Raw genomic sequence first — 23975 nt, forward strand, 5'->3', positions numbered from 1 at the left:
CTTAGGATCGCTCACTTCGCGAGCTCCTTCAGGCCAAGGCGAATGAGCTGCGCGGTCTCCGCATTCTCACCCGCGCTGCGCGATGCAGATGCAATGGCCGCGGCAGCTTGCGGCTGGCCGTAGCCGAGATTGACCAGCGCGGAGATCGCGTCCGCCACGGGCCGTGGCGCGCGCTGGTCGTCGACGGCGCCGGCGAGGTGCACGACCGCCGGATCGACATTGGCAAAGGCCGGCGCCTTGTCCTTCAACTCGGTGACGATGCGCTCTGCGACTTTGGGGCCGACACCCGGCGTGCGCGCCACTGCAGCCTTGTCGCGCAACGCGATCGCGTTGGCGAGGTCGGACGGCCCAAGCGTGCCGAGCACAGCGAGCGCGACCTTGGCGCCGACGCCCTGCACGGTCTGAAGCAGGCGAAACCATTCGCGCTCCTGGTCGCTGCGGAAGCCGAACAGCTTGATCTGATCCTCGCGAACATAGGTCTCGATCGACAGCACGGCGGCCTCGCCCGGCGAGGGCAGATGCTGCAGCGTGCGCGTCGAGCAATGCACCTGATAACCGACCCCGCCGACGTCGAGGATGACGAAATCCTCGCCGTAGGAATCGATCAGGCCCTTGAGCTTGCCGATCATAAGCCTGCCACCTTCAGCCGCAGCGCGGTGCTCTGGCGATGATGGGCATGGGTGATGGCGATGGCGAGCGCGTCGGCGGCGTCCGCGGACGGCGGATCGGCCTTCGGCAGCAAAATCTTGAGCATCATCGCGATCTGCTGCTTGTCGGCGTGGCCGGCGCCGACCACCGTCTTCTTCACCTGGTTCGGCGCGTATTCGGCAACACTGATGCCGAACATCGCAGGCGCGAGCATGGCGACGCCGCGGGCCTGGCCGAGCTTCAGCGTCGCGACGCCGTCCTTATTGACGAAAGTCTGCTCGACCGCGGCTTCCATCGGCTTGTGACTGGACAGGACGGCGGCCAGCCCCTCATGGATCGCGAGCAGCCGGCTCGCCAGCGGCAAATCGTCCGGCGGCTCCACCGAGCCGCAGGCGACGTAGATCAGGCGGTTGCCCTCGGCCTCGATCACGCCCCAGCCGGTGCGGCGCAGGCCAGGGTCGATGCCGATGATGCGAACGGGGCCACGAATCGGGAGCGTCGTCATGAGCCAGTGATAGCGGCTGGCCGCCGTGGGGGAAACAGAAACAGAACGGAAGTAACAGGGGAAGTGCCCCCCTACCCGCCCATCTTCGCCAGCAGCGCGTCCGACACCTCGAAATTGGCGTAGACGTGCTGGACGTCGTCGTGCTCGTTGAGCAGGTCCATCAGCTTGAGCAGCTTCTCGCCCGTCTCGTCGTCGACTGCGACCGTGTTCTGCGGCTTCCAGATCAGCGCGGCCTTGCGCGGCTCGCCGAACTTGGCCTCCAGCGCCTTGGCGACGTCGCGATAGCCTTCGGTCGAGGCGTAGATCTCGTGGCCGCCTTCGCTCGAGATCACGTCGTCGGCGCCGGCCTCGATCGCGGCATCCAGCACCGCATCGTCGGAGGCGATGCTGCGGTCGTATTCGACGATGCCGGTTCGGTCGAACATGAAGGAGACCGAGCCGGTTTCACCGAGATTGCCGCCGGACTTGGTGAAGAAGGAGCGGATGTCGGAAGCCGCGCGGTTGCGATTGTCGGTCAGCGCCTCGACGATGACGGCAACGCCGCCTGGGCCGTAACCCTCGTAGCGGATCTCGTCATAATTCTCGCTGTCGCTGCCGAGCGCCTTCTTGACGGCGCGCTCGATATTGTCCTTCGGCATGTTCTCCTGGCGCGCCGCGGTGATGGCGGCACGCAGGCGCGGGTTCATGTTGGGGTCGGGCGTCCCCAGCTTGGCCGCGACGGTGATTTCCCGTGCCAGCTTGCCGAACAGTTTCGACTTCTGGGCATCCTGCCGCCCCTTGCGGTGCATGATGTTCTTGAATTGGGAATGTCCGGCCATGCGTGATCTTCTCTAGGGACTCGTGCGCCAAGGTGAGCGTGGGAAGCGCGGCCTTATAGGCCGCCACCCCCTTGGAAAGAAAGAGGCTCTACGACTTTAAGGTAACACCGTACGGGCCCGTGCCTAGATGTCAGGCATCGTTAACCCTGATTTCATTCCAGCCTGCGAAAATAGCCTCCGACCGTCCCGCGACAAGAGAGACCTGATGGCATTCGGACTATTTCGGAAGCGTCTGCCGGACATGGCTGCACCTGCGGCTGCCCCGCAGGCTGCGCAGCCGGCGGCCCATTCCGAGCCTGCCGCGGCCGTCGAAAGCGATTCGGCCAAGGAAATCCTGGAACTGCTGGAACTCGAACTGGGCGCCATGATTCGCCAGCTCGAGCGCGCCGCCAATTCGGTGGCCGGCGGCGCCGAGGCGACCGCCACGACACTTGCCGCCATCCGCGACCGCACCGACGCCCTGACCGGCCGGACCAACGCCGCGCAATCGAATGCCTCCACCTTCGCCCATGCCGCCGACAAATTCACCCAGTCGGCGCTGGGCATCGGGGCGCAGGTTCGCGAGGCCGGCAAGCTCGCCGACGAGGCCAGCGCCGCGGCACAGGAAACCCGCGCCAATGTCGATCGCTTGCGCGAATCCTCGGCCGCCATCGGCAACGTGGTCAATCTGATCGCACAGATCGCGCGGCAGACGACGCTGCTCGCGCTCAACTCGACCATCGAGGCCGCGCGCGCGGGCGCCGCGGGAAGAGGCTTTGCGGTCGTCGCCACCGAGGTCAAGGCACTCGCGGTGCAGACCCAGGGCGCGACGGAGGAAATCACCAAGAAGATCGACGCGCTGCAGCGCGACGCCGCCGGCTCCGCGGATGCGGTGCACCGCATCTCGCAGGCGATTGAGGCCATCCGCCCGGTGTTCGAGACCGTCAACGGCGCGGTCGCCGAACAGAACGCCACCACCAGCGAAGTCTCCGGCAACGCGACCAGCGCGTCGCAGTTCATCATCTCGGTCGGCGAAAGCGCAGCCGAGATCGATGCTGCGACCAAGGCGGCCGAGAGCCACGGCGAGAGCGTCGCCAGCGCAGGCAAGGCCGTGACCGCCTTCGCACAGAAACTGAAATCGCGCTGCGCCGTGCTGCTGCGCCAGAGCGAGCACGATGACCGCCGCAAGACCGAGCGGCTGCCCTGCCATCTCAAGCTAAAAACCGCCCGCGGCGTGCTGCCGGTCTACGAGATAGCGATGGACGGCGTGCTGATCGGCGGCGCGGACGCGGGCCGCCTTGCATCGCAAGCCATGGTCGAAGGCACCCTCGAAGGCGTCGGCGCCTGCCGCCTGCGCGTGGTCGAGCAATCCAAGGCCGGTGCCCGCGCGCAATTCGTTAGTCCCAATGACGAGCTCCGCGAGAAGATCGAGGACAGGCTGTGGTCGATCCACGAGGAGAACACGGAGTTTGTCACCCGCGCCATGGAGGCGGGTAACGCGCTGACCGCGATCTTCGAGCAGGCGGTTGCCCGCGGCGAGGTGAAGATCGACGACCTCTTCGACACCGATTATGCCGAAATCGCCGGAACCAATCCGCAGCAGTACCGCACCAGATATCTGGACTGGGCCGACCGCGCGCTGCCGGCGTTCCAGGAAGCCTTTCTGGCGAAGGACCCGCGCATGGCATTCTGCGCCATGGTCGATCGCAACGGCTTCCTGCCGGTGCACAACAGGATCTATTCGCATCCGCAGCGGCCGGGTGATGCCGCCTGGAACACGGCCAACAGCCGCAACCGGCGGATGTTCAACGATCCGGCGGGGTTGGCTGCCGCTCGCAACCTGCGCTCGTATCTGGTGCAGAGCTATGCACGCGACATGGGCAACGGAAATACGGTGATGATGCGCGAGATCGACGTTCCGATCCGCGTGCAAGGCCGGCACTGGGGCGGATTCAGGACGGCCTACAAGCTCTAGTGCGCGCTCAGGCAAGACGCCAAAGCGCGAATCACCTCCTAAGATCGATATTGGAATGGGAATGCCGCGGAGAGCCGGCGAATGGCTCTGACTGGAGGACTCTCAAGACATGTCCGTCGTACAACTTGCAGTACTGGACACCGGCTCCAACCGAACACTTTCCGAACGGCTGATCGATCAGCTCGCCGACCGCATCGGCGGCCTCGGCGTGGAACTGGCTGACATCGCCGGCAACGTCCAGGAAGTCGCAAGCCGCGTCGCGAACCAGTCGGAACGTTTCCACCACCTCCAGGAAACTGCCGAAACGATGGTGTCGGCCAATCACGACATCGCCAATGCGTCACAGGCGGTGCAAACGACCACGTCAGCGGCGGTCGGCGAGATCGCGCAGTCGCGCGGCGCAGTCGATGCCGCGGTGAGCCACATCTCCGAGCTCGTTGCAGCGGTGGAGCGGATCGAGGCGCGCTTGAGCGCCGTCGGCTCCGCGCTGGCACAAGTGGCAAAAGTGTCCGGCTCGATCGAGGCGATCGCGAAGCAGACCAATCTGCTCGCGCTCAATGCCACCATCGAGGCGGCACGCGCCGGCAATGCCGGCCGCGGCTTCGCGGTGGTGGCAAGCGAGGTCAAGAACCTCGCGGAAGCCACCCGCCAGGCCACGCACCAGATCTCCGACACCGTGCGCGATCTCGACGGCCAGATCGAAGGTCTGATCGGCGAGAGCAGCGATGCCTCGCAGCGCGCGAAGACGGCCGGCGAAGGCGCCCAGCGGATCTCCGGCATCATCTCGCGGGTTCAGCAGGGCTTCGCCTCGGTGGAAGCGGAGATCGGCAGCGTCACGCGCGCGGCAACCTCCAACCTCGGACACTGCGACACCGTCATCAGCGAGCTCAACGAACTCGCCAAGGGCGTCGATCTCTCCTCACGCGATCTCAAGAACGCCGATCAGCGCGTGACCAAACTGCTCGACACGTCGGAAGGGCTGATCGCGCTGATCGCCGACAGCGGCGTCGAGACATCGGATGCGCCGCTGATCCGAATTGTCGTCGAGACCGCAAAGCGGATCTCGGACGAGTTCGAAGCCGCCATCGGCCGCGGCGAGATCACGCTCGACCAGTTCATGGACGAGAACTATCGGGAAATCCCCGGCACCGATCCCAAGCAGTACAACACCAACTATGTCGACTTCACAGACCGCGTGCTGCCCGCGATCCAGGACCCGATCCAGAAATCCGATCCCCGCATCGTGTTCTGCGTCGCCTGGGCCAAGGGCGGCTATCTGCCGACGCACAACCCGAACTACCGCCTGCCGCAGGGCAAGGACCCGGTCTGGAATAACGCCAATTGCCGCAACCGCCGCCTGTTCACCGATCGCGCGGTGCAGAAGGTCGCGGCCAACACCAAGCCGTTCCTGCTGCAGACCTATCGCCGCGACATGGGCGGCGGGCAGTTCGTGCTGATGAAGGATTTATCCTCGCCGATCATGATCCGCGGCAAGCACTGGGGCGCCTTCCGGATGGGCTTTCGGCAGAGCTGAGGGTCCTCGCGACGCGCTTGCGGCGGGCGCATGGCCTCCCTGAATCAAAAACCTCGAAAACAACCCCATGCACAGTAGCCGGGGCGAGTAGAATCAACGGCTTAAGCGCCAGATGAATCCGTCGATCCAGGCGCCTCTGAAGCGCTTGCGCCGTCGGGCAAAACAGGCGTATACTGCTATTATTCCGAAATCCCCTCCTCTTCTCCCCTCGCGAGAGAAGCCGATTTCGATAGCCCCGCCCCGCTTTCCGTAGACGGCGCTGGCCGCGCGCTGTACGGCCTTCCGGGCCTACGCTTGGGCGGCCCGGTAGCTGTGCTTGGCAATGAACGGACTACTTCTTTTGCTCGGTGGTCGTCGTGGCGGCCGGGGTGCCGTCGCGAGCGTCCCGTCGCTCGTCGCGTCCCGTACGCCTCTCTTGGCGCCGCTCTGTGCGTCCCGTGCGGCGTTCCTGGCGGCGCTCTGTTCGCCCGCTGCGCCGCTCCTGGCGGCGTTCTGTGCCTGACTTCGGCGCGTCCGCTGGCGGCGTGGTAGGCGCGGCGGCTGGCGCAGTGGTTTGAGCAACAGCCTCTGAGGCCGCCAAAATTGAGGACGAAACCACAAGCCCAAACACCCCTGCGTATCCAAGGAAGGTTAGTGCGTTGCGACGACAGACCTGTTTCGGCTCCGAACGTTCATTCATGGTCAGGCTCCCGGTTGCTGCCCCTTAGAGCATGTCACCAGCGTCGGTGGCCTAGTTATTGATCTGGATCAACTTGGTTCGGTGCTTCGAGCCACGTTGGGATTTCGGCCGATGGGATCGACACTCTCGGAAAGTGAGGGATGACAGTCCCTGCACTGACGATCAGTCCGTCGTTGAATTTGGTTCGCGCAAAATCCTTGGCTGCTGCTTCGCTTTCAAACGTGTTGGTTAGCCGCGGATGTCGCCGTCTTGACAGTGTGCCATCCAGCGGCACTTCAAAAGTGACGTACCAAGTGTGTTTCATGCCTAAAGCCGCCCCGTCGGTACCGTGGCCTATCCCCGCCAGACAAAGCAAAGCCGCCACCGGGACGAAGCGATGGCGGCTTCTTCCTGGCTTGCGAAACCGGCCTTTACCGCCTGGCTCCGACACGATTGACGCCACCATTCGCATTGCCGCCGGCGTTATGACGGACTGCGGCGCGCGCCACCGGGCGGGGCCTGAGCACGACGCCTGCCCGAGCAACGCAACCCGCTGGGTAGGCAGTGTATTGGCAATACACGACCGCATTGGCTGGGCCTGGATTGAGCGTGAGACCTGCAAGGCCCAACAGGGCGCTGGCAGCAATCCCGGCAACAGTCGCTGACCTGATCGAAAGATGCTTGCTCGGATGCATGGCGGACCTCTCTCTTGGAACTTGCGCAACTGAGGCTCATCGCCTTCTCAGGTGCGGCAGAACACAGCGTAGTCGCCGCAGTGCGCGGGTTCGATTGATCTACATCAAGCTCCTGCGCGGAGAGAGCCGCAATCTCGCGAGCGGGGCTTAAGGAATTCATGGAAGGGTTTCTGTCATGCTCCGCTTCATTCTTGCTTCTCTTGCCGCTTTCGTTTTGCTCACCGCCTGCTTGATCCCCGATGATGCCGAGGCTCGGCGCGGCGGAGGTGCCTATCGGGGTGGCGGCGGTTATCGCGGCGGTGCGGTCGCAGTTCGAGGACCGCGAGGCGGCGGCGCTGTTGCGGTGCGCGGCGCAGGCTACCGTGGCTACGGCTATCGGGGCGGCTATCGCGGCTACGGCTATCGGGGCTACGGTGTAGGAGCGGCAGCGGTAGGCGCGGCTGCCGTTGGCACTGCTGCGTACCGCCGCAGTTGCTACGATGCTTACGGAAACTATATTTGCGCCTATTAACCCGTCGACCGCGACTTCCATCGTCTCGCGCTCAAGTCCGCGCCTGATCGAGCGAATAGGCGTGAACGGTGAAGAGCGGCTTCGGGCTTTAGCCGGGACCGGCTGATAGACGGTGAACGGCTTCGGGCTTCGCATGGCTTGCTCCTGTTGAAGCTCGGGCGAACCCCGAGCTTCAACTTTCAGCCACCGTTAGCGCGTGCAGTAAAACCAAGATTTCGGCTGGAATTCATTGTCCCCGGAATCGTTGCGGTCCGCTGCCGCTGGGTCCAGTCCCGATCGCTCTCCCCGGCCAAGCCGCCGACAGCCGTTTTTCGGCCTATTAAACATTCGGCCGTGCCATTAGGCTCCGGGACCGAGGGGACTAGGATGGCAATGCGGTTTTGCCTGTTCTCACTATCCTGGCGATCCTTTTGCAGGCGGACCTTCGCCGCCCCGCTGGTCGTCGCATTGTTGCTGGCAACACTGGGGCCGGGTGGGGCGGCTGATCCTGAGCCCAAGCGCGTTTTGATGCTGCAATCATTCGGCCTCCGCTTCAAACCGTGGACCGATTTCGCTGAGTTTCTTCGCCCTCAAATGATCAAGCAATCGAAAGTCCCAATCGACTTTCAGGACCACTCGCTGCTAAGCGCCCGTGTGGACGACGACAAGGCGCTCGCACCCTTTATCGGTTACCTCCAAGCATTGTACGGGGCCAAACCTCCCGACCTCATTGTCGCCCTCGGTGCGCCAGCTGCCGAGTTTGTGCAGCGGTATCGCGCTCAGCTTTTCCCCAAGACACCAATGATGTTTACTTCCGTCGAGGCGCGACGGGTCCAATACGACAAGCTGACCGAGTATGACACCGTGGCCGCTGCGGCTCATAATTTTCCTGCCGCCATCGAAACTATTCTGAAGGTGTTGCCCGACACGAAAGTGATCGCCGTCGTGAATGGGGCTTCGCCCAATGAAACATTTTGGCAAGGGGTATTGGAGCGAGAACTCGCACCGTTCAGCGGGCGGGTTGAACTACGATGGTATAACAAGCTGTCATTTGAAGATATCCTGAAAGACGCGGCACATCTTCCACCTCACAGCGCCATCTTCTGGCATCTGATGAGCGTTGATGCGGCGGGTGTTACACATGAGGGCGCTGCCGCATTGCACAGGCTCTCGGCTGCCGCCAATGCTCCCATATTTTCTTATCTTGACGGATTTTTTGATGGCTCGATTGTCGGCGGCTCCATGCATTCGACTGAGAAGGGCATGACTATCGCAGCCGCGGCGGCAATCCGTATTCTAAACGGTGAAAAAGCTGGCGACGTAAAGGTCGCACCCAGCCAATTCGAGCTGCCAAGGTTCGATTGGCGGCAAATGCAGCGGTTCGGGATCAGCGACAGCCACCTGCCGCCCGGCAGCACGGTCTACTTCCGCGAGCCATCGGTGTGGGAACGGTATTTATGGCTGATCGCATCCGTCGTCGCGGTTTTTCTCATACAAGCCGGGCTTATTGCTATCCTGCTACGTGAGCATCGCCGTCGTCAATTCGCCGAAGTACAGTCGCGACAGCGCATGACTGAACTCGCCCACGTTAATCGCTTCGCGACCGCTGGCGAACTGACCGCCTCGATTGCTCACGAGATCAACCAGCCGCTTGGGTCTATTCTGACGAACGCCGAAACCGCAGCCGCGATCCTGCAATCGCAGCGTCCCGATATCGCTGCACTTTCCGATGTCGTTGAACTCAGGGAAATTGTGAACGATATTCTACAGGATGACCGGCGTGCCACCGAGGTCATTCGCAGGATGCGCAGCCTCCTAAAAAAGGCGCCGTTCGAATTGAAGCAACTGGACCTCAATGAGGTTGTGCAAGAGACGGTCAGATTTCTTTTGGCGCTAACCGTCAGCCGAAAATTCGAAATGGTCAACGTGATCACGCCCGATGCGCTACCGATCCTCGGCGACCGCATTCAGCTTCAACAAGTCATTTTGAACCTTGTGCTGAACGGGGTCGAGGCTATGAAGGACACGTCTCACGAAAGCCGCACTATCAGCATCCGGACTGCGCGCGTCGATCAATTCGCCGAGCTATCCGTGTCAGATCGCGGACCCGGCATTCCAGAAGACAAATTGAAACAGGTTTTCGAGCCGTTTTACAGCAGTAAAGCGGAAGGCATGGGCATGGGCTTGTCCATTGCGCGCACCATTATCGAAGCACACAACGGGTTCATATCAGCGAGCAATCGGGAGCATGGCGGTGCCTCGTTCACGATCAGGCTTCCCTTTGTCGCTTGATCCAAAACGGCGCCCGTACGCGGAGACGGACCCCTCACCCGAATGAGCCTGCGTCTACCAGCGTCGCTGCCCTCTCCCACAAGGGGAGAGGGCACAACAATGAGTCGCTGCAATTGATGGCGTCAGAAGTCCGCGCCGTCGATCGACTTCCATAATCGCACGAGTTTCGTCATCGCATGATTTTGCGCATTCGCACGATCATCTGTAGCCATCAATGACGCTTGTGAGCAAAATGCGTCAGAAAATGACGATTATCATATCAATTAGCCCAAAATTACTGCAGTGATCGCCGCACAAATTCGTGAACGTCATGGCCTGACGCGCTCACTGCGCAAAAATGCATTGCCGGACATGTCGACGCTTCATCGTTTCGCATCGATATGATTATTGTGCGCGCAAATTCGCTGACTAGATCGCCGCAAGCGATCGAGCGAGCAAGGGGATGCATATGGCAACTGTTCTCACCATCAACGGCGAAACGAAATCGTTCGACGCGCCACCTGACATGCCGCTGCTGTGGGTGCTGCGCGACGTCCTTGGGATGACCGGCACCAAGTTCGGCTGCGGCATTGCGCAGTGTGGCGCCTGCACCGTGCACGTCGACGGCAAGGCAGTCCGCTCCTGCGTCTTGCCGGTCAGCGCGGTCGCGAACCGCGCCATCACCACGATCGAGCATGTCGGCAGCACGCCAGCGGGCGCAAAGGTGCAGAAGGCCTGGCTCGATGCCGAAGTGATCCAGTGCGGCTACTGCCAGTCCGGCCAGATCATGTCGGCGGCGGCACTGCTGGCGGCAACGCCCAGCCCTGACGATTCCGACATCGACGCCGCGATGGCCGGCAACATCTGCCGCTGCGGCACCTATGTGCGCATCCGCGAGGCCATCAAGCAAGCCGCCTCCGGCCGTCAGTCGTGAGGTCCGCCATGATCACCGACAAGACTCTTCCTGACGTCTCCCGCCGTGCGGTTCTGACCGGCGGTCTCGCCACCGGCTTCCTGCTCGCCTTCCATCTGCCGCTCCGCGCCGCCGTCAACGAGCCGGAGCAGCCGAAGGACACGACCGACGGCAAATTCGCGCCGAACGCCTTCATCCGGGTCGAAGACACCGGCCGCACCGTGCTCCTGATGCCGCAAGTCGAGATGGGCCAGGGGGTCTATACCTCGATTGCGATGATCCTGGCCGAAGAGCTCGACGCGGATTGGGCAAAGGTTGCGGTGCTGCACGCGCCGCCCAACGACAAGCTCTACGCCAATCCGGCGTTCGGCCTGCAGGCCACGGGTGGTTCGACCTCGATCCGCGCCTGGTGGAATCCGTTGCGCGCCGCCGGCGCCAGCGCGAAGGCGATGCTGGTGCAGGCCGCAGCGGCGCAATGGCAGGTCGAGCCGGCAAGCTGCACGACATCGAAAGGCGAGGTCGTGCATGCCGCAAGCGGCCGCAAGCTCGGCTATGGCGAACTGGCACTGGCCGCACAGGGCCAAACGCCGCCGAAGGACGTCCGGGTGAAGGACCCCAAGGACTTCGTCATCATCGGCCAGCCGCTGAAGCGGCTCGACACGCCGGACAAGGTCAATGGCAAGGTCGTCTACGGGATCGACGCGATCCTGCCCGGCATGAAGATCGCCGCGATCGCCAATTGCCCGGTCTTTGGCGGCAAGGTCGGCAAGGTCGACGACAGCGCGGCGGTCAAAATTGCGGGCGTACGCAAGGTCGTGGTGCTCGAGGATGCGGTCGCGGTGATCGGGGATCACATGTGGGCCGCAAAGAAGGGCCTCGATGCGCTCAAGATCGAGTGGAACGAGGGACCGAACGCGAAGCTCAGCACAAGGGACGTCTGGCAGCATCTGCGCGCCGTCAGCGAGAAGGACGGCGTGGTCGCGAAATCGGTCGGCGACATCGCCAAGGGGCTCGCCAGCGGCGACAGGTTCGAGGCAAGCTTCGAACTGCCGTTCCTTGCGCATGCCTCGATGGAGCCGATCAACGCCACCGTTCACGTCAGGCCGGATGCCTGCGAGATCTGGACCGGCACGCAGATCATGACGCGCGTGCAGTCGGAGGCGGCGAAGGCTGCGGGCCTCCCGGTCGACAAGGTGATTGTCAACCAGCATCTGCTCGGTGGCGGCTTCGGCCGCAAGCTCGAGCCGGATATGGTGGTGGCCGCCGTGAAGATCGCAAAGCAGGTCGACTATCCCGTCAAGGTGATATGGACCCGTGAGGAGGACATCCAGCACGACGTCTACCGTCCGGTCTATCGCGACCAGGTCACGGCGTCGCTGGTCGACGGCAAGGTCGCGGCCTGGAAGTACAAGGTCGCCGGTTCCGCCGTGCTGGCGCGCTGGCTGCCGCCGGCGTTCCAGAAGGGTATCGACATCGACGCGGTCGATGCCGCCGTGGATGCACCCTACGACTTCACCAACTTCCATGTCGAATATGTCCGCGCCGAACCGCCGGCGGTGCCCACCGGCTTCTGGCGCGGCGTCGGTCCGAACAACAACGTGTTCGCGGTCGAATGCGCGATGGACGAACTCGCGCGCAAGGCCGGCAAGGATCCGGTCGAATTCCGCCGCTCGATGCTGACGAAGAATCCGCGCATGCTCGCGGTGCTCAATCTTGCCGCCGAGAAATCCGGCTGGGGCCAACCGCTGCCACCGCGCGTCGGCCGCGGCGTCTGCGTCCAGCCGTCGTTTGCAAGCTTCCTCGCCACCGTGGTGGAAGCGGAGATCGACGATATCGGCGAGATCGCGCTCCGCCGCATCGTCTCGGTGGTCGACACCGGTATCGCAGTCAACCCCGACACGGTGAAGGCGCAGATCGAGGGCGGCCTGGTGTTCGGCCTCACCGCCGCGCTCTATGGCGAGATCACCATCGAGAAGGGCCGCGTGCAGCAGTCGAACTTCCACGACTACCGCATGATGCGCATCAATGAGACACCGAAGATCGAGGTCTTCGTCGTCAGGAGCGGCGAGGCGCCCGGCGGCATCGGTGAGGCCGGTGTCAATGCCGGACCGCCGGCGCTGCGCAACGCTATCTACGCGGCAACCGGCGTTGCGCTGCGGCGCCTGCCAATCGATCGGAAACTGCTGGCTGCGGGGAAAAAGGCATGAGCGGCAAGATGCGTATCCTCACAAGCCTGGTCGTGATCGCCATCGTGCTGGCGGGACTCGGCGTCTGGTTCATCCGCGGCCCCGGCCCGCTCGACTTTGCCGGCGGCACCAAGGTGGCGCTGGCGGATTACCGCGCGGGCAAGCCGGCCGGCGTGCCGGCCAAGCTCGAGAAGGCTGGCATGGTCGAACGCGGCGAATATCTGACGAAGGCGGCCGACTGCATGGTCTGCCACACCAAGCCCGGCGGGACGGACTATTCCGGCGGGCTCGGCTTCAAGCTGCCGTTCGGCACGCTCTATTCCACCAACATCACGCCGGACAAGGACACCGGCATCGGCAATTACAGCGACCAGGATTTTCTCAACGCGGTCCAGCGCGGCAAGCGCCACGACGGCGCCCGGCTCTATCCGGCGATGCCGTACACGTCGTACACCTACATGACCGACGAGGACGTGCTGGCGGTGAAGGCCTATCTGTTCAGCCTGCCGGCGGTGCGTGCGAAGCCGCCGGAGAACACGCTGTCGTTCCCGTTCAACCAGCGCTGGGCGATGATTGTCTGGTCGGCCGTGTTCAATCCGGACACGCGCTTTGCGCCCGATACGTCGAAGAGCCCGGAGTGGAATCGCGGCGCCTATCTCGTGGAGGCGCTGGCGCATTGCGGCGAATGCCACACGCCGCGCAATCTCGGCTTTGCGCTGGACAACCGCAAGAAATTCGCAGGCGCGATCACGGCGGGGTGGCGCGCCTTCAACATCTCCTCGGACAAGGCCACCGGCCTCGGCAGCTGGCGTGACGAGGACCTGGTCTCCTATCTGTCGCTCGGCCACGCGCCGGGCCACGGCTCGGCCTCGGGTCCGATGGGCGAAGCGGTCGACCACAGCTTTAGCCAGTTCGCGCCTGAGGACATAAGCAGCATCGTCGCTTATCTGCGCAGCGTACCGCCGCAGCCCTCGCCTGACCTGCCCGCAACCACCGCGCCCGTCGCACCCGCCTCGCACAAGGACGGCGTCACGGCGGATGCGCGCGGCAAAATGGTGTTCGCCAGCGCCTGCGCGAGTTGCCATGGCTGGAGCGGCGAGAGCCCGGTCTCGCCTATGGCGACGCTGACCGGCACCTGGGCTGTCAACGACCCCGCCGCCACCAACGTCGCGCAAATCGTGCTGTCGGGCACCAAGCGCGACACGCCAGACGGCGCGCTGTCGATGCCGGCGTTCGGCAACGCCTATAGCGACGACGAGATCGCGGCGGTGGCGAACTACGTGACAGCGCGGTTCGGCGCAAAGGGCTCGAAGCTGACGGCGAAGGATGTTGCGGAATTGCGGGAGCAGACGGCGGAGTAATACTCGCGCCGACTGACGCTGCACCCTCTCCCCTTGCAGGAGAGGGTGGCTTCGCGAAGCGAAGCCGGGTAAGGGGTTGTCTCCACGCGTCCAACTCGCATTTGAATTCGCGGAAGCGACCCCTCATCCGGCGCTTCGCGCCACCTTCTCCCACAAGGGGAGAAGGTGCAGCGGGATCTGCCGCTGCAATTCAGCTCAGCCAGAATTTCGGCGTCGTCGGCTCCAGCCTGCCGCCGGCGCGCACCGGCGCAATACGGAGCGCAAGCCCCGTCGCGTCATCCGTCTCGACCGCAACGCCGCTGAGCGTCGCAGCACCCGCTGCCGGCTCGAAGCGGCCTGAGGGGATCCCGGAGGTGAACCTGCGCAACGGCTCCTCCTTCTGCATGCCGATGATGGAATCGTAGTCGCCGGTCATGCCGGCATCGGTCATGTAGGCGGTGCCGCCCGACAGGATCTGGTGGTCGGCGGTCGGCACATGGGTGTGGGTGCCGACGACGAGGCTGGCGCGGCCGTCGCAGAAGAAGCCGATGCCCTGCTTCTCGCTGGTCGCCTCGCAATGGAAGTCGACGACGATGGCGTCCGCGGCAATGCCGAGCGGGCAGGCGCCGAGCTCGCGCTCGAGGGCCGCGAAGGGATCGTCGAACGGGGTCATGAAGACGCGGCCCAAAGCGTTGACGACGAGCGCGTGCTTGCCGTTCTTGGTCTCGACCAACGCGGCGCCACGGCCGGGCGTCCCGCGCGGATAGTTCGCCGGCCGCACCAGGCGCTCCGCGCGCTCGATGAACACTAGGGCTTCGCGCTGATCCCAGGAGTGATTGCCGAGCGTCACCGCGTCGGCGCCGGCGTCGAGAAACTCCTGATAGATCGCTTCCGTGATGCCGAAGCCGCCGGCGGAATTCTCGCCGTTGACGACGACGAAATCGAGCGACCAGTCCTTGACCATGCCAGGCAGATATTCGGCGATGGCATTGCGCCCGGCACGGCCGACGACATCACCCACGAAGAGAATGCGCAACTTCAGAACTCCGGAAATCGAATACGTCCGATTCCGTTAGCACATAATCCAGCGCCACGTCGTGGGCTAGTGCCGGAACCGCCTTGATCTCCTGCGCTGCAAAAGCGAGCCCGATGCCGACGATGGTCTTGGTTTTTCGCAGATGCGCGAAGGTGTGGTCGTAGTGCCCCGCGCCATAGCCGATGCGATGGCCGAGACGATCGAAGGCAGCGAGCGGCGTCAGCATGATGTCGGGAATGACTTCAGCGGCCCCAGGCGACGGCTCGGGAATGCCGAGCGGGCCGAGCATCAGGCGATCGTTCGGATGGAAGATGCGGAAGATCAGCGCCTGGCCGCGCGCGGTGACGCAAGGCAGCGCGAGCCTGGCGCCCTGCTCGGCGAGCTGCTTCAGCAGCGGCATCGGATCGATCTCGCTGCGGATCGGCGAATAGCCCGATACGATGCTGCCAGGCAGAAGCTGGAACGGCAGCCCGCGCTTGGCGAGCTTGGCGGCGGCGGCGATGCGTTTCTTTTCGCTCAGCGCGTCGCGCGCCGCGAGGGCTTTGGCACGGAGTTCGGCTTTTGAATTCGACATGCGCGTGTTCCCCCGAGGCAGAACTAGTCCCGCTGTCATCACCCGCGAAGGCGGGCGATCCAGTATCCACAAACGCCAGTGCTAGAACCTCAACGCCGCGGCGTACTGGATGCCCCGGTCCAGCCGGGGCATGACACCGAGACTGAACCGCGAGCGTGTCGGGGACGCAATTTCGACGGGTACGAACCAGAAGAAGAAAAACAAAAGTGCGAAGCCGCGAACGCCGTTGAAGCACTCGATCCCGGAGTTCCCTACGAAAGTAGGTGGGCACCATATGTCCGAGCCCACGGGCTCGGCCAGGGACAGTTCCCTAAAGGATCGATAAGGCCCCGGGGATAATGGCTCCTGACGCGCGTCGCAGCCCCGCTCGGGCAATGTAACAACGATGCTGACGAATCGCCAGCCCGGTGAACGATCAGCCGATGGCGATCCCGTTGCCGACGGTCCGGTTCAGGACCTGGGTCGACTTCTCGATGCGCTCGGCGGCAGAGTTCAGTGCGTTCACGACCGCGGTCTGGGTCAACCGGGCGCGCTCGACGGCGGCGTTGCGGAAATCCCGCAGTTCGGTCAGCTCCTGCTCCATGGTCCGGATGCGGTTGCCGGCATCGACCAGTTCGTCGCAGACGGTCAGCGCCGCCATCACGGTGAGCCTGGCATCACCGATCTCGCCGAACTTTCCGCGCAGCGACTGAATCCGCGTCTCCAGGCTTTCAGCGAGCTTGAGCAGCCGCACCTCCTGGCCTTCCTCGCAGGCCATGCGGTATTGCCGGCCGTTGATGGTGACGTTGATGTGGCTCATCCGTCCTCTCCGGTATCGAGCACCGACCGTATCGTGACGATCGCGGAATCCAGCCGATCGGAGATCTCGCGGCTGGAGCGCTCGAGCTTGCGTGCTTTCACCAGCGCGCCGTCGAGCTCATCGGCAAGCCGCGAGCGGTCCGCGCCGAGCGCCTGAATCCGCGCCGCGAGCTCGTTCTCGTCGCGATCGGCATCGCGCCGCCGCTCCACCGCGCTTTCGAGCGAGTCGAGCGCCGCCATGAGCCTGCGGGTCGCGATCTCGATCTCGACGGCCGAGGACTCGGTCATGGCAGAGCTGTTGGATACGCGATCGTTCATGCAGTCAGCGGCGGAACCTGTGGCCTTGCCCTCGGGGTTTTCCTTTGGGCTTTTCCTGGGGCTTGCCGTCCGGCAAAAGACTCGGTTCGGCAAGCGGTTAGAAGCAGAAATTTACGTGGCAAGCTAGGGAATCGCAACGCCGCCGCGAAACCTATGCACTGCTAAGCAACTTTTGCGGCCAAACCGGCGTTTGATTGCCTTGGCCTGTCGGAACCGAGATGCTATCCCAGCCGCGACCCCAGCGGCCGAAAGGCTCCTTCCGGCGCGGCCAAATCCAGCCACAAGCGCCTCATTTCAGACGGATTTTCAGACATGACGCAGGTCGATCACAACCGTATGGCCAATGCGATCCGCGGCCTTGCCATGGACGGCGTCGAGAAGGCGAAATCGGGTCATCCGGGCCTGCCGATGGGCGCCGCCGACATGGCGACCGTGCTGTTCACGCAATTCCTGAAATTCGACGTCGCCGCGCTGGACTGGCCGGACCGGGACCGCTTCGTGCTCTCGGCCGGGCACGGCTCGATGCTGATCTATTCGCTGCTGTATCTGATCGGCAGCCCAGAGATGACGATCGACCAGCTCAAGGACTTTCGCCAATTGGGATCGTTGACGCCGGGACATCCCGAGCACGGCCACACCAAGGGCATCGAGACCACCACCGGTCCGCTCGGCCAGGGCATTTCCACCGCCGTCGGCATGGCGCTCGCCGAGAAGATGCTCGCCGCCGAGTTCGGCAAGAAGATTGTCGATCACCATACCTATGTGATCGCTTCCGACGGCGATTTGATGGAAGGCGTGTCGCAGGAAGCGATCGCGTTGGCCGGGCACTGGAAGCTCAACAAGCTGATCGTGCTCTATGACGACAACGGCATTTCGATCGACGGCCCGACCTCGCTTTCCGACTCCGTCGACCAGGTGAAGCGGTTCAAGTCGGCGGGCTGGGCCGCCGAAAAGATCGACGGCCACGACCAGGCTGCAATCGCCGCCGCGATCACGCGCGCGCAGAAATCAAACAAGCCGACGCTGATCGCCTGCCGCACCACCATCGGCTTCGGCGCCCCGCATAAGGCCGGCACCAACAAGGTGCACGGCGAAGCGCTCGGCGCCGACGAGCTCAAGGCCGCCAAGGAAAATCTCGGCATTTCGCTGGAGCCGTTCTCGGTGCCCGACGACGTGCTCAAGGCCTGGCGCGCGGCCGGCAGCCGCGGCGCGGCGGCACGACAGGAATGGGAAGCAAGGCTCGGTGAACTCGGCAGCCGCAAGCGCGCCGAGTTCGAGCGTCGCCTGCGCCACGAGCGCCCGGCCGCGCTCGCGAAGGCGGTGCGCGCCTACAAGAAGGAGCTGCTGGAAAAGCCGATGAATGCGGCGACCCGCAAATCCTCCGAAGCCGTGATCGAAGTGATTGCCGGCGCGATGCCGATGGAATTTCTGGCGGGCTCGGCCGACCTCACCGGCTCCAACAACAACAAGGCGAAGTCCGCAACCGCGTTCTCGGCCAAGACGCCGAAGGGCCGCTTCATCCATTACGGCATCCGCGAGCACGGCATGTGCGCGGCGATGAACGGCATCTTCCTGCACGGTGGTTTTGCGCCGAACGGCGCGACCTTCCTGGTGTTCACCGATTATGCGCGGCCCGCGATGCGGCTCGCCGCATTGATGGGGACCGGGGTCGTTTATGTCATGACCCACGATTCCATCGGCCTCGGCGAAGACGGCCCGACCCACCAGCCGGTCGAGCATCTCTCAGCACTTCGCGCCATTCCCAACATGCGCGTGTTCCGTCCGTGCGATTCCATCGAGGTTGCCGAGTGCTGGGAGCTCGCGCTCAACCGCATCGACGGCCCGACAGTCTTGGCGCTGACCCGTCAGAACCTGCCGCAACTGCGCACCACCGCACCGAACGAGAGCCCCTGCCGGTTCGGTGCCTACGAGCTGGTGGCCGCCCAGGGCGAAGCCAAGGCGACGCTGTTCGCCTCGGGCTCCGAAGTGGAGATGGCCGTGGCCGCCCAGAAGCAGCTCGCCGAGCGCGGCATTCCGACCCGGGTGGTTTCGGTTCCCTCGCTCGAGCTCCTGCTAGCGCAACCAAAGGAGCGCCGCGACGAGATCATCGGCAATGCCCCCATCAAGGTCGCAATCGAGGCCGCCGTGCGCTGGGGCTGGGACGCCGTGATCGGCCAGGATGGCGAGTTTATCGGCATGCACTCCTTCGGCGCCAGCGCCCCTCTCAACAAGGTATTCCAGCACTTTGGCATTACCGCCGAGGCCGCGGTTAACGCCGTTCTGAAACGCGTTTCCTGAGAGTTGAGATTGCCGAAAAAAAGGACTACCTAACGTCCCATATGATCAAGCCCCGCCCGGCCGAACCGGGCGTCCGCCCTAAAAAAACCCTCGCAGGCGCGCTAGCGCGTTGTGCGGGATGACAACGGTCATTGAAGGAGACGAAACATGGCAGTCCGCGTCGGAATCAACGGTTTTGGCCGTATCGGCCGCAACATCCTGCGGGCCATCGCTGAGTCCGGCCGCAAGGACATCGAGGTCGTCGGCATCAACGACCTCGGCCCGGTCGAGACCAACGCCCATCTGCTTCGCTTCGACAGCGTCCATGGCCGTTTCCCCGGCACCGTGACCGTCGATGGCGACACGATCAGCCTCGGTGGCAACAAGATCAAGGTGACCGCCGAGCGCGATCCCTCGAAGCTGCCCTGGAAAGATCTCGGCATCGACATCGCGATGGAATGCACCGGCATCTTCACCTCGAAGGACAAGGCCTCCGCGCATCTGACTGCCGGCGCCAAGCGCGTTCTCGTTTCTGCGCCCGCCGACGGCGCCGACGCCACCATCGTCTACGGCGTCAACCACGACACGCTGACCCGGGAACATCTGGTCGTCTCCAACGGCTCCTGCACCACCAACTGTCTTGCGCCGATCGCCAAGGTGCTGAACGACCTCGTCGGCATCGAGACCGGCTTCATGACCACGATCCACGCCTATACCGGCGACCAGCCGACTCTCGACACCATGCACAAGGATCTCTATCGCGGCCGCGCGGCTGCGATGTCGATGATCCCGACCTCGACCGGCGCCGCCAAGGCGATCGGCCTCGTGCTGCCGGAACTGAAGGGCAAGCTCGACGGCGTCGCGATCCGCGTGCCGACCCCGAACGTCTCGGTCGTCGATCTCAAGATCGTGGCCAAGCGCGCCACCGATCCGAAGGAAATCAACGAGGCGATGAAGCGTGCCTCCGAGCAGCAGCTCAAGGGCATTCTCGGCTACACCACCGCGCCGAACGTCTCGATCGACTTCAACCACGACCCGCACTCCTCGACATTCCACATGGACCAGACCAAGGTGCAGAACGGCACGCTGGTGCGCGTGATGTCCTGGTACGACAACGAGTGGGGCTTCTCGAATCGTATGGCGGATACCGCCGTCGCGATGTCGAAGGTGATCTAACTCCGCTCTCGTGTCCCGGACGCGACGTAGCGTGAAGCGCTGCGTCGCAGAGCCGGGGCCCGTTTAACTAACCGCGGGACTCGCCGCAATTTGGGTCCCGGTTCTGCACGGCGGCACTACGCGCCGCGGTGCGCCCGGGACAAGGGCCTCCGATGACGAAATCATTCCGCACCCTCGACGACGTCGATGTGAAGGGCAAGCGCGTGCTGCTGCGCGTTGACCTCAACGTGCCCATGGAGAACGGCCGCGTCAGCGACGCAACCCGGCTCGAGCGCGTCGCGCCGACCATCACCGAAATCTCGGACAAGGGTGGCAAGGTCATCCTGCTCGCGCATTTCGGCCGGCCGAAAGGGCGCGATGCCAAGGACTCGCTCAAGCCCGTGGCCGAGGCGCTGTCGAAGGTGGTGAAGAAGCCCGTCGCCTTCGCCGACGACTGCATCGGCGAGCCCGCGGTCAAGGCCGTTGCCGGCTTGAAGGACGGTGACATCCTCTGTCTCGAAAACACCCGCTTCCACAAAGAGGAAGAGAAGAACGATCCGGCCTTTGTCGCGGAGCTCGCAAAACTCGGCGACATCTGGGTCAATGACGCGTTCTCGGCCGCGCACCGCGCCCACGCCTCGACCGAAGGCCTCGGCCACAAGCTGCCCGCCTATGCCGGCCGCACCATGCAGGCCGAATTGGTCGCGCTGGAGAAGGCGCTGGGCTCACCGACCAAGCCTGTCATCGCTATCATCGGCGGCGCCAAGGTCTCGACCAAGATCGACCTGCTCGAAAACCTCGTGACCAAGGTCGACGCGCTGGTGATCGGCGGCGGCATGGCCAACACCTTCCTGCACGCCCAGGGCGTCGGCATCGGCAAGTCGCTGGCCGAGAAGGATCTCGCCGCGACCGCGTTGCGCATCATGGAAAAGGCCGAAGCCGCCAACTGCGCCATCATCCTGCCGGTCGACGCTACCGTCGCCTATCATTTCGCGGCCAACGCGCCGTCGCACGCCTATGGCCTCGACGCGATCCCGGCCGACGGCATGATCCTCGACGTCGGTCCGCAGTCGATCGCACGTGTCCATGCCGCCATCGACGATGCGGCGACGCTGGTCTGGAACGGACCGCTTGGTGCGTTCGAGATGCAGCCGTTCGACCGCGGCACGATGTCCGCCGCCAAGCATGCCGCCGAGCGCACCAAGGCCAAGAAGCTGGTCTCGATCGCGGGCGGCGGCGACACCGTGGCGGCCCTCAACCAGGCCCATGTGGCCGGTCAGTTCACCTATGTCTCGACCGCCGGTGGCGCATTTCTTGAATGGATGGAAGGCAAGCCCCTGCCCGGCGTCGAAGTTCTGCGCACCAAGTAATCGGTCGGCAAGTCGTCAGCCGCCTTCAAGCAGTGGCCTTGCAGGCCCAAACGGGAGAAAAACACAGATGGCTCGGATCACGTTGCGTCAATTGCTCGACCATGCGGCGGAGAACGATTACGGCGTCCCGGCCTTCAACATCAACAACATGGAGCAGGCGCTGGCGATCATGGACGCGGCCAACCAGGTCGACGCGCCCGTCATCATCCAGGCCTCGCGCGGTGCGCGCTCCTACGCCAACGACGTCATGCTCAAGCACATGATGGACGCGGTGACCGAGATCTACCCGCACATCCCGGTCTGCGTGCATCTCGACCACGGCAACGAGCCGGCCACCTGCATGACCGCGATCCAGGCCGGCTTCACCTCGGTGATGATGGACGGCTCGCTCAAGGCCGACGGCAAGACCCCCGGTGACTGGGGCTACAATGTCGGCGTCACCAAGACCGTAACCGACATGGCCCATCTCGGCGGCATCTCGGTCGAGGGCGAGCTTGGCGTGCTCGGCTCGCTCGAGACCGGCATGGGCGACAAGGAAGACGGCCACGGCGCCGAGGGCAAGCTCAGCCACGACCAACTCCTGACCAATCCGGATGAAGCCGTGAAGTTCGTCCAGGAGACCCAGGTCGACGCGCTGGCGATCGCGATGGGGACGTCCCACGGTGCCTACAAATTCACCCGCAAGCCCGACGGCGACATCCTCGCCATGAACGTGATCGAGGAGATCCACCGCAAGCTGCCGAACATGCATCTCGTCATGCACGGCTCCTCCTCGGTGCCGCAGGACCTCCAGGACATCATCAACGCCTATGGCGGCAAGATGAAGCCGACCTGGGGCGTGCCCGTTGCCGAGATCCAGCGCGGCATCAAGAACGGCGTGCGCAAGATCAACATCGATACCGACAACCGCATGGCGATGACCGGCCAGATCCGGAAAGTGCTCAAGGACAATCCGGAAGAGTTCGACCCGCGCAAGTACCTGAAGCCCGCGATGGAAGCGATGACCAAGCTGTGCAAGCAGCGGCTCCAGGAATTCAATACCGCGGGCCAAGCCTCCAAGATCAAGAAGGTGCTGACCACGGCCGAGATGGCCAAGCGCTACGCCAAGGGCGAGCTCGCCCCGAAGGTGGCGTAAGCTGCTCTATCCTCCCCTCTCCCCGCGCTTCGCGGGGAGAGGGTTGGGGTGAGGGGCTCTCTCGGCAGATGAGATGACTGCGGGACCTGTACCCCCCTCACCCGGATCGCAAGGGCGATCCGACCTCTCCCCGCAAGCAGGGCGAGGTGAAGAGTCGCCCGGCCGGCCCAACGCTGCCCCAGCCCTTACCCTGCGACGAACGTTAACTCGGCATTTGCCCGAGAACGGTCTATTTTCACCGGCAAGGGCAGAATCGTTTTGGGAGGACATCTCGATGAATCTGACTGAGCTGAACAGGATCGCGACCGCCCTGGTCGCGCCCGGCAAGGGCATCCTTGCCGCCGACGAATCCTCCGGCACCATCAAGAAGCGTTTCGACGCGATCGGCGTGGAATCGACCGAAGAGAACCGCCGCGACTATCGCGAGATGCTGTTCCGCTCGAACGAAGCCATGAGCCGCTACATCTCCGGCGTCATCCTCTATGACGAGACGATCTGGCAGAACGCGAAGGACGGCACGCCCCTGGTCAAGCTGATCGAGAGCAGCGGCGCCATCCCCGGGATCAAGGTCGACGAAGGCACCCAAGCCCTGCCGATGTGTCCGGGCGAGCTCGTCACCGTCGGGCTCGACAAGCTCGCCGAACGGCTGAAGAAATATCACGAGCGCGGCGCACGTTTCGCCAAATGGCGCGCGGTGATCGACATCGGCAGTGGCATCCCTTCCATGACTGCGATCAGCGTCAACGCCCACGCGCTGGCGCGCTACGCAGCGCTGTGCCAGGCCGCGCAGATCGTGCCGATCGTCGAACCCGAAGTGCTGATGGACGGCGATCACGACATCGATCGCTGCTATGAGGTGACGAGCCGTGTGCTCAACAAGACGTTTCAGGAATTGCGCGTGCAGCGCGTCGCGCTCGAGGGCATGGTGCTGAAGCCGAACATGGCCATCTCCGGCAAGAAGTGCGCGAAGCAGGCTTGCGTCGAGGAGGTCGCGGAGAAGACGATACGGCTGCTCAGGGCGTGCGTGCCCGCGGCGGTGCCCGGCATCGCCTTCCTCTCCGGCGGCCAATCGGATGAAGAGGCAACGGCGCATCTCAACGCCATGCACAAGCTCGGCCCGCTGCCCTGGGGCCTGACCTTCTCCTATGGTCGCGCACTCCAGGCCGCGCCGCAGAAGGCCTGGTCGGGCAAGGCCGAAAACGTCGCGGCCGGACAAAGCGCATTCAGTCACCGCGCGCGCATGAATGGCCTCGCCTGCAAAGGCGAATGGCAAAGCAGCCTGGAACAGAAAGCGGCCTAG

At 63.9% G+C, this 23975-nt stretch carries 22 protein-coding genes and 1 other RNA gene; 13 read left to right on the forward strand and 10 right to left on the reverse strand.

All coding sequences use genetic code 11. The annotated features are described in order from the left end of the window. Positions 1-11 precede the first annotated feature (11 nt). The 3 genes from ruvA to BcanWU425_RS34040 form a co-directional block, all read right to left on the reverse strand. Complete coding sequence (gene ruvA / locus BcanWU425_RS34030; RefSeq protein WP_018454590.1) at positions 12-629, reverse strand: Holliday junction branch migration protein RuvA; 618 nt, start codon at positions 627-629, stop codon at positions 12-14. After that, positions 626-1153 carry a crossover junction endodeoxyribonuclease RuvC gene (ruvC, locus tag BcanWU425_RS34035; RefSeq protein ID WP_018454591.1) on the reverse strand — a complete coding sequence of 176 codons (528 nt, stop codon included), beginning with the start codon at positions 1151-1153 and terminating at the stop codon, positions 626-628. Before ruvC ends, ruvA begins: the two co-directional genes overlap by 4 nt. A gap of 71 nt (positions 1154-1224) precedes the next feature. Continuing rightward, positions 1225-1971, reverse strand: a complete 747-nt coding sequence (locus tag BcanWU425_RS34040; RefSeq protein WP_085361596.1) for a YebC/PmpR family DNA-binding transcriptional regulator — start codon at positions 1969-1971, stop codon at positions 1225-1227. A gap of 205 nt (positions 1972-2176) precedes the next feature. On the opposite strand from BcanWU425_RS34040, the gene BcanWU425_RS34045 reads away from it, so the two are divergent. Then, the gene (locus BcanWU425_RS34045; protein ID WP_204513316.1) at positions 2177-3925 is read left to right on the forward strand and encodes a methyl-accepting chemotaxis protein; all 1749 of its coding nucleotides are present in this window, start codon (positions 2177-2179) and stop codon (positions 3923-3925) included. Positions 3926-4034: 109 nt separating this feature from the next. Then, the gene (locus BcanWU425_RS34050) at positions 4035-5459 is read left to right on the forward strand and encodes a methyl-accepting chemotaxis protein (protein ID WP_204513315.1); all 1425 of its coding nucleotides are present in this window, start codon (positions 4035-4037) and stop codon (positions 5457-5459) included. Between the two features lie 734 nt (positions 5460-6193). Here BcanWU425_RS34050 and BcanWU425_RS34055 read toward each other — a convergent pair. Together BcanWU425_RS34055 and BcanWU425_RS34060 are read right to left on the reverse strand one after the other, a co-directional pair. Further along, a complete protein-coding gene (locus BcanWU425_RS34055) occupies positions 6194-6583 on the reverse strand; it encodes a hypothetical protein (protein ID WP_231191003.1) in 390 nt (129 codons plus the stop codon). Continuing rightward, positions 6549-6812 carry a hypothetical protein gene (locus tag BcanWU425_RS34060; RefSeq protein ID WP_083926371.1) on the reverse strand — a complete coding sequence of 88 codons (264 nt, stop codon included), beginning with the start codon at positions 6810-6812 and terminating at the stop codon, positions 6549-6551. Before BcanWU425_RS34060 ends, BcanWU425_RS34055 begins: the two co-directional genes overlap by 35 nt. Positions 6813-6987: 175 nt before the next feature. Here BcanWU425_RS34060 and BcanWU425_RS34065 point away from each other — a divergent pair, with 175 nt between their 5' ends. From BcanWU425_RS34065 to BcanWU425_RS34085, 5 genes are all read left to right on the forward strand, one after another. Next, entirely contained in the window at positions 6988-7323 is a 336-nt protein-coding gene (locus BcanWU425_RS34065) for a hypothetical protein (RefSeq protein WP_083926372.1), read from the forward strand. 366 nt (positions 7324-7689) lie between these two features. Next, complete coding sequence (locus BcanWU425_RS34070; RefSeq protein ID WP_231189490.1) at positions 7690-9594, forward strand: sensor histidine kinase; 1905 nt, start codon at positions 7690-7692, stop codon at positions 9592-9594. A 448-nt stretch (positions 9595-10042) separates the two neighbouring features. Continuing rightward, the gene (locus BcanWU425_RS34075) at positions 10043-10507 is read left to right on the forward strand and encodes a (2Fe-2S)-binding protein (protein ID WP_018454596.1); all 465 of its coding nucleotides are present in this window, start codon (positions 10043-10045) and stop codon (positions 10505-10507) included. A gap of 8 nt (positions 10508-10515) precedes the next feature. Continuing rightward, on the forward strand, positions 10516-12693 hold the full coding sequence (locus BcanWU425_RS34080) for a xanthine dehydrogenase family protein molybdopterin-binding subunit (protein ID WP_204513314.1): 2178 nt from the start codon (positions 10516-10518) through the stop codon (positions 12691-12693). Further along, entirely contained in the window at positions 12690-14033 is a 1344-nt protein-coding gene (locus BcanWU425_RS34085; RefSeq protein WP_204513313.1) for a cytochrome c, read from the forward strand. The genes BcanWU425_RS34080 and BcanWU425_RS34085 overlap by 4 nt, the downstream gene beginning before the upstream one ends. A 190-nt stretch (positions 14034-14223) precedes the next feature. On the opposite strand, the gene BcanWU425_RS34090 is transcribed toward BcanWU425_RS34085, so the two are convergent. The 5 genes from BcanWU425_RS34090 to BcanWU425_RS34110 all read right to left on the reverse strand — a co-directional run bounded on the left by BcanWU425_RS34090 (position 14224) and on the right by BcanWU425_RS34110 (position 16738). Further along, positions 14224-15048, reverse strand: a complete 825-nt coding sequence (locus tag BcanWU425_RS34090) for a TIGR00282 family metallophosphoesterase (protein ID WP_166517682.1) — start codon at positions 15046-15048, stop codon at positions 14224-14226. Beyond that, the gene (locus BcanWU425_RS34095) at positions 15026-15622 is read right to left on the reverse strand and encodes a 5-formyltetrahydrofolate cyclo-ligase (RefSeq protein WP_204513312.1); all 597 of its coding nucleotides are present in this window, start codon (positions 15620-15622) and stop codon (positions 15026-15028) included. Before BcanWU425_RS34095 ends, BcanWU425_RS34090 begins: the two co-directional genes overlap by 23 nt. 207 nt (positions 15623-15829) lie before the next feature. Further along, a non-coding RNA gene (gene ssrS, locus BcanWU425_RS34100) (6S RNA) lies at positions 15830-15989 on the reverse strand. A gap of 48 nt (positions 15990-16037) precedes the next feature. After that, a complete protein-coding gene (locus BcanWU425_RS34105; protein WP_007599950.1) occupies positions 16038-16421 on the reverse strand; it encodes a cell division protein ZapA in 384 nt (127 codons plus the stop codon). Beyond that, positions 16418-16738, reverse strand: a complete 321-nt coding sequence (locus tag BcanWU425_RS34110) for a DUF4164 domain-containing protein (protein WP_026232773.1) — start codon at positions 16736-16738, stop codon at positions 16418-16420. Before BcanWU425_RS34110 ends, BcanWU425_RS34105 begins: the two co-directional genes overlap by 4 nt. Here BcanWU425_RS34110 and BcanWU425_RS34115 point away from each other — a divergent pair. From BcanWU425_RS34115 to BcanWU425_RS34140, 6 genes are all read left to right on the forward strand, one after another. Beyond that, a complete protein-coding gene (locus BcanWU425_RS34115; RefSeq protein ID WP_204514110.1) occupies positions 16707-16865 on the forward strand; it encodes a hypothetical protein in 159 nt (52 codons plus the stop codon). The genes BcanWU425_RS34110 and BcanWU425_RS34115 overlap by 32 nt on opposite strands. 185 nt (positions 16866-17050) lie before the next feature. After that, positions 17051-19036 (forward strand): transketolase, encoded by a 1986-nt coding sequence (gene tkt, locus BcanWU425_RS34120; RefSeq protein WP_018454602.1) that lies wholly within the window; start codon positions 17051-17053, stop codon positions 19034-19036. Between the two features lie 147 nt (positions 19037-19183). Next, positions 19184-20191 (forward strand): type I glyceraldehyde-3-phosphate dehydrogenase, encoded by a 1008-nt coding sequence (gene gap, locus BcanWU425_RS34125; protein WP_018454603.1) that lies wholly within the window; start codon positions 19184-19186, stop codon positions 20189-20191. A 152-nt stretch (positions 20192-20343) separates the two neighbouring features. Then, positions 20344-21540, forward strand: a complete 1197-nt coding sequence (locus BcanWU425_RS34130; RefSeq protein WP_204513311.1) for a phosphoglycerate kinase — start codon at positions 20344-20346, stop codon at positions 21538-21540. Between the two features lie 67 nt (positions 21541-21607). Further along, a complete protein-coding gene (fba, locus tag BcanWU425_RS34135; protein WP_007599942.1) occupies positions 21608-22675 on the forward strand; it encodes a class II fructose-bisphosphate aldolase in 1068 nt (355 codons plus the stop codon). A gap of 274 nt (positions 22676-22949) precedes the next feature. Beyond that, positions 22950-23975 (forward strand): class I fructose-bisphosphate aldolase, encoded by a 1026-nt coding sequence (locus tag BcanWU425_RS34140; protein WP_204513310.1) that lies wholly within the window; start codon positions 22950-22952, stop codon positions 23973-23975.

This window comes from Bradyrhizobium sp. WU425 (assembly GCF_021052305.1).
GTDB lineage: Bacteria > Pseudomonadota > Alphaproteobacteria > Rhizobiales > Xanthobacteraceae > Bradyrhizobium > Bradyrhizobium canariense_D.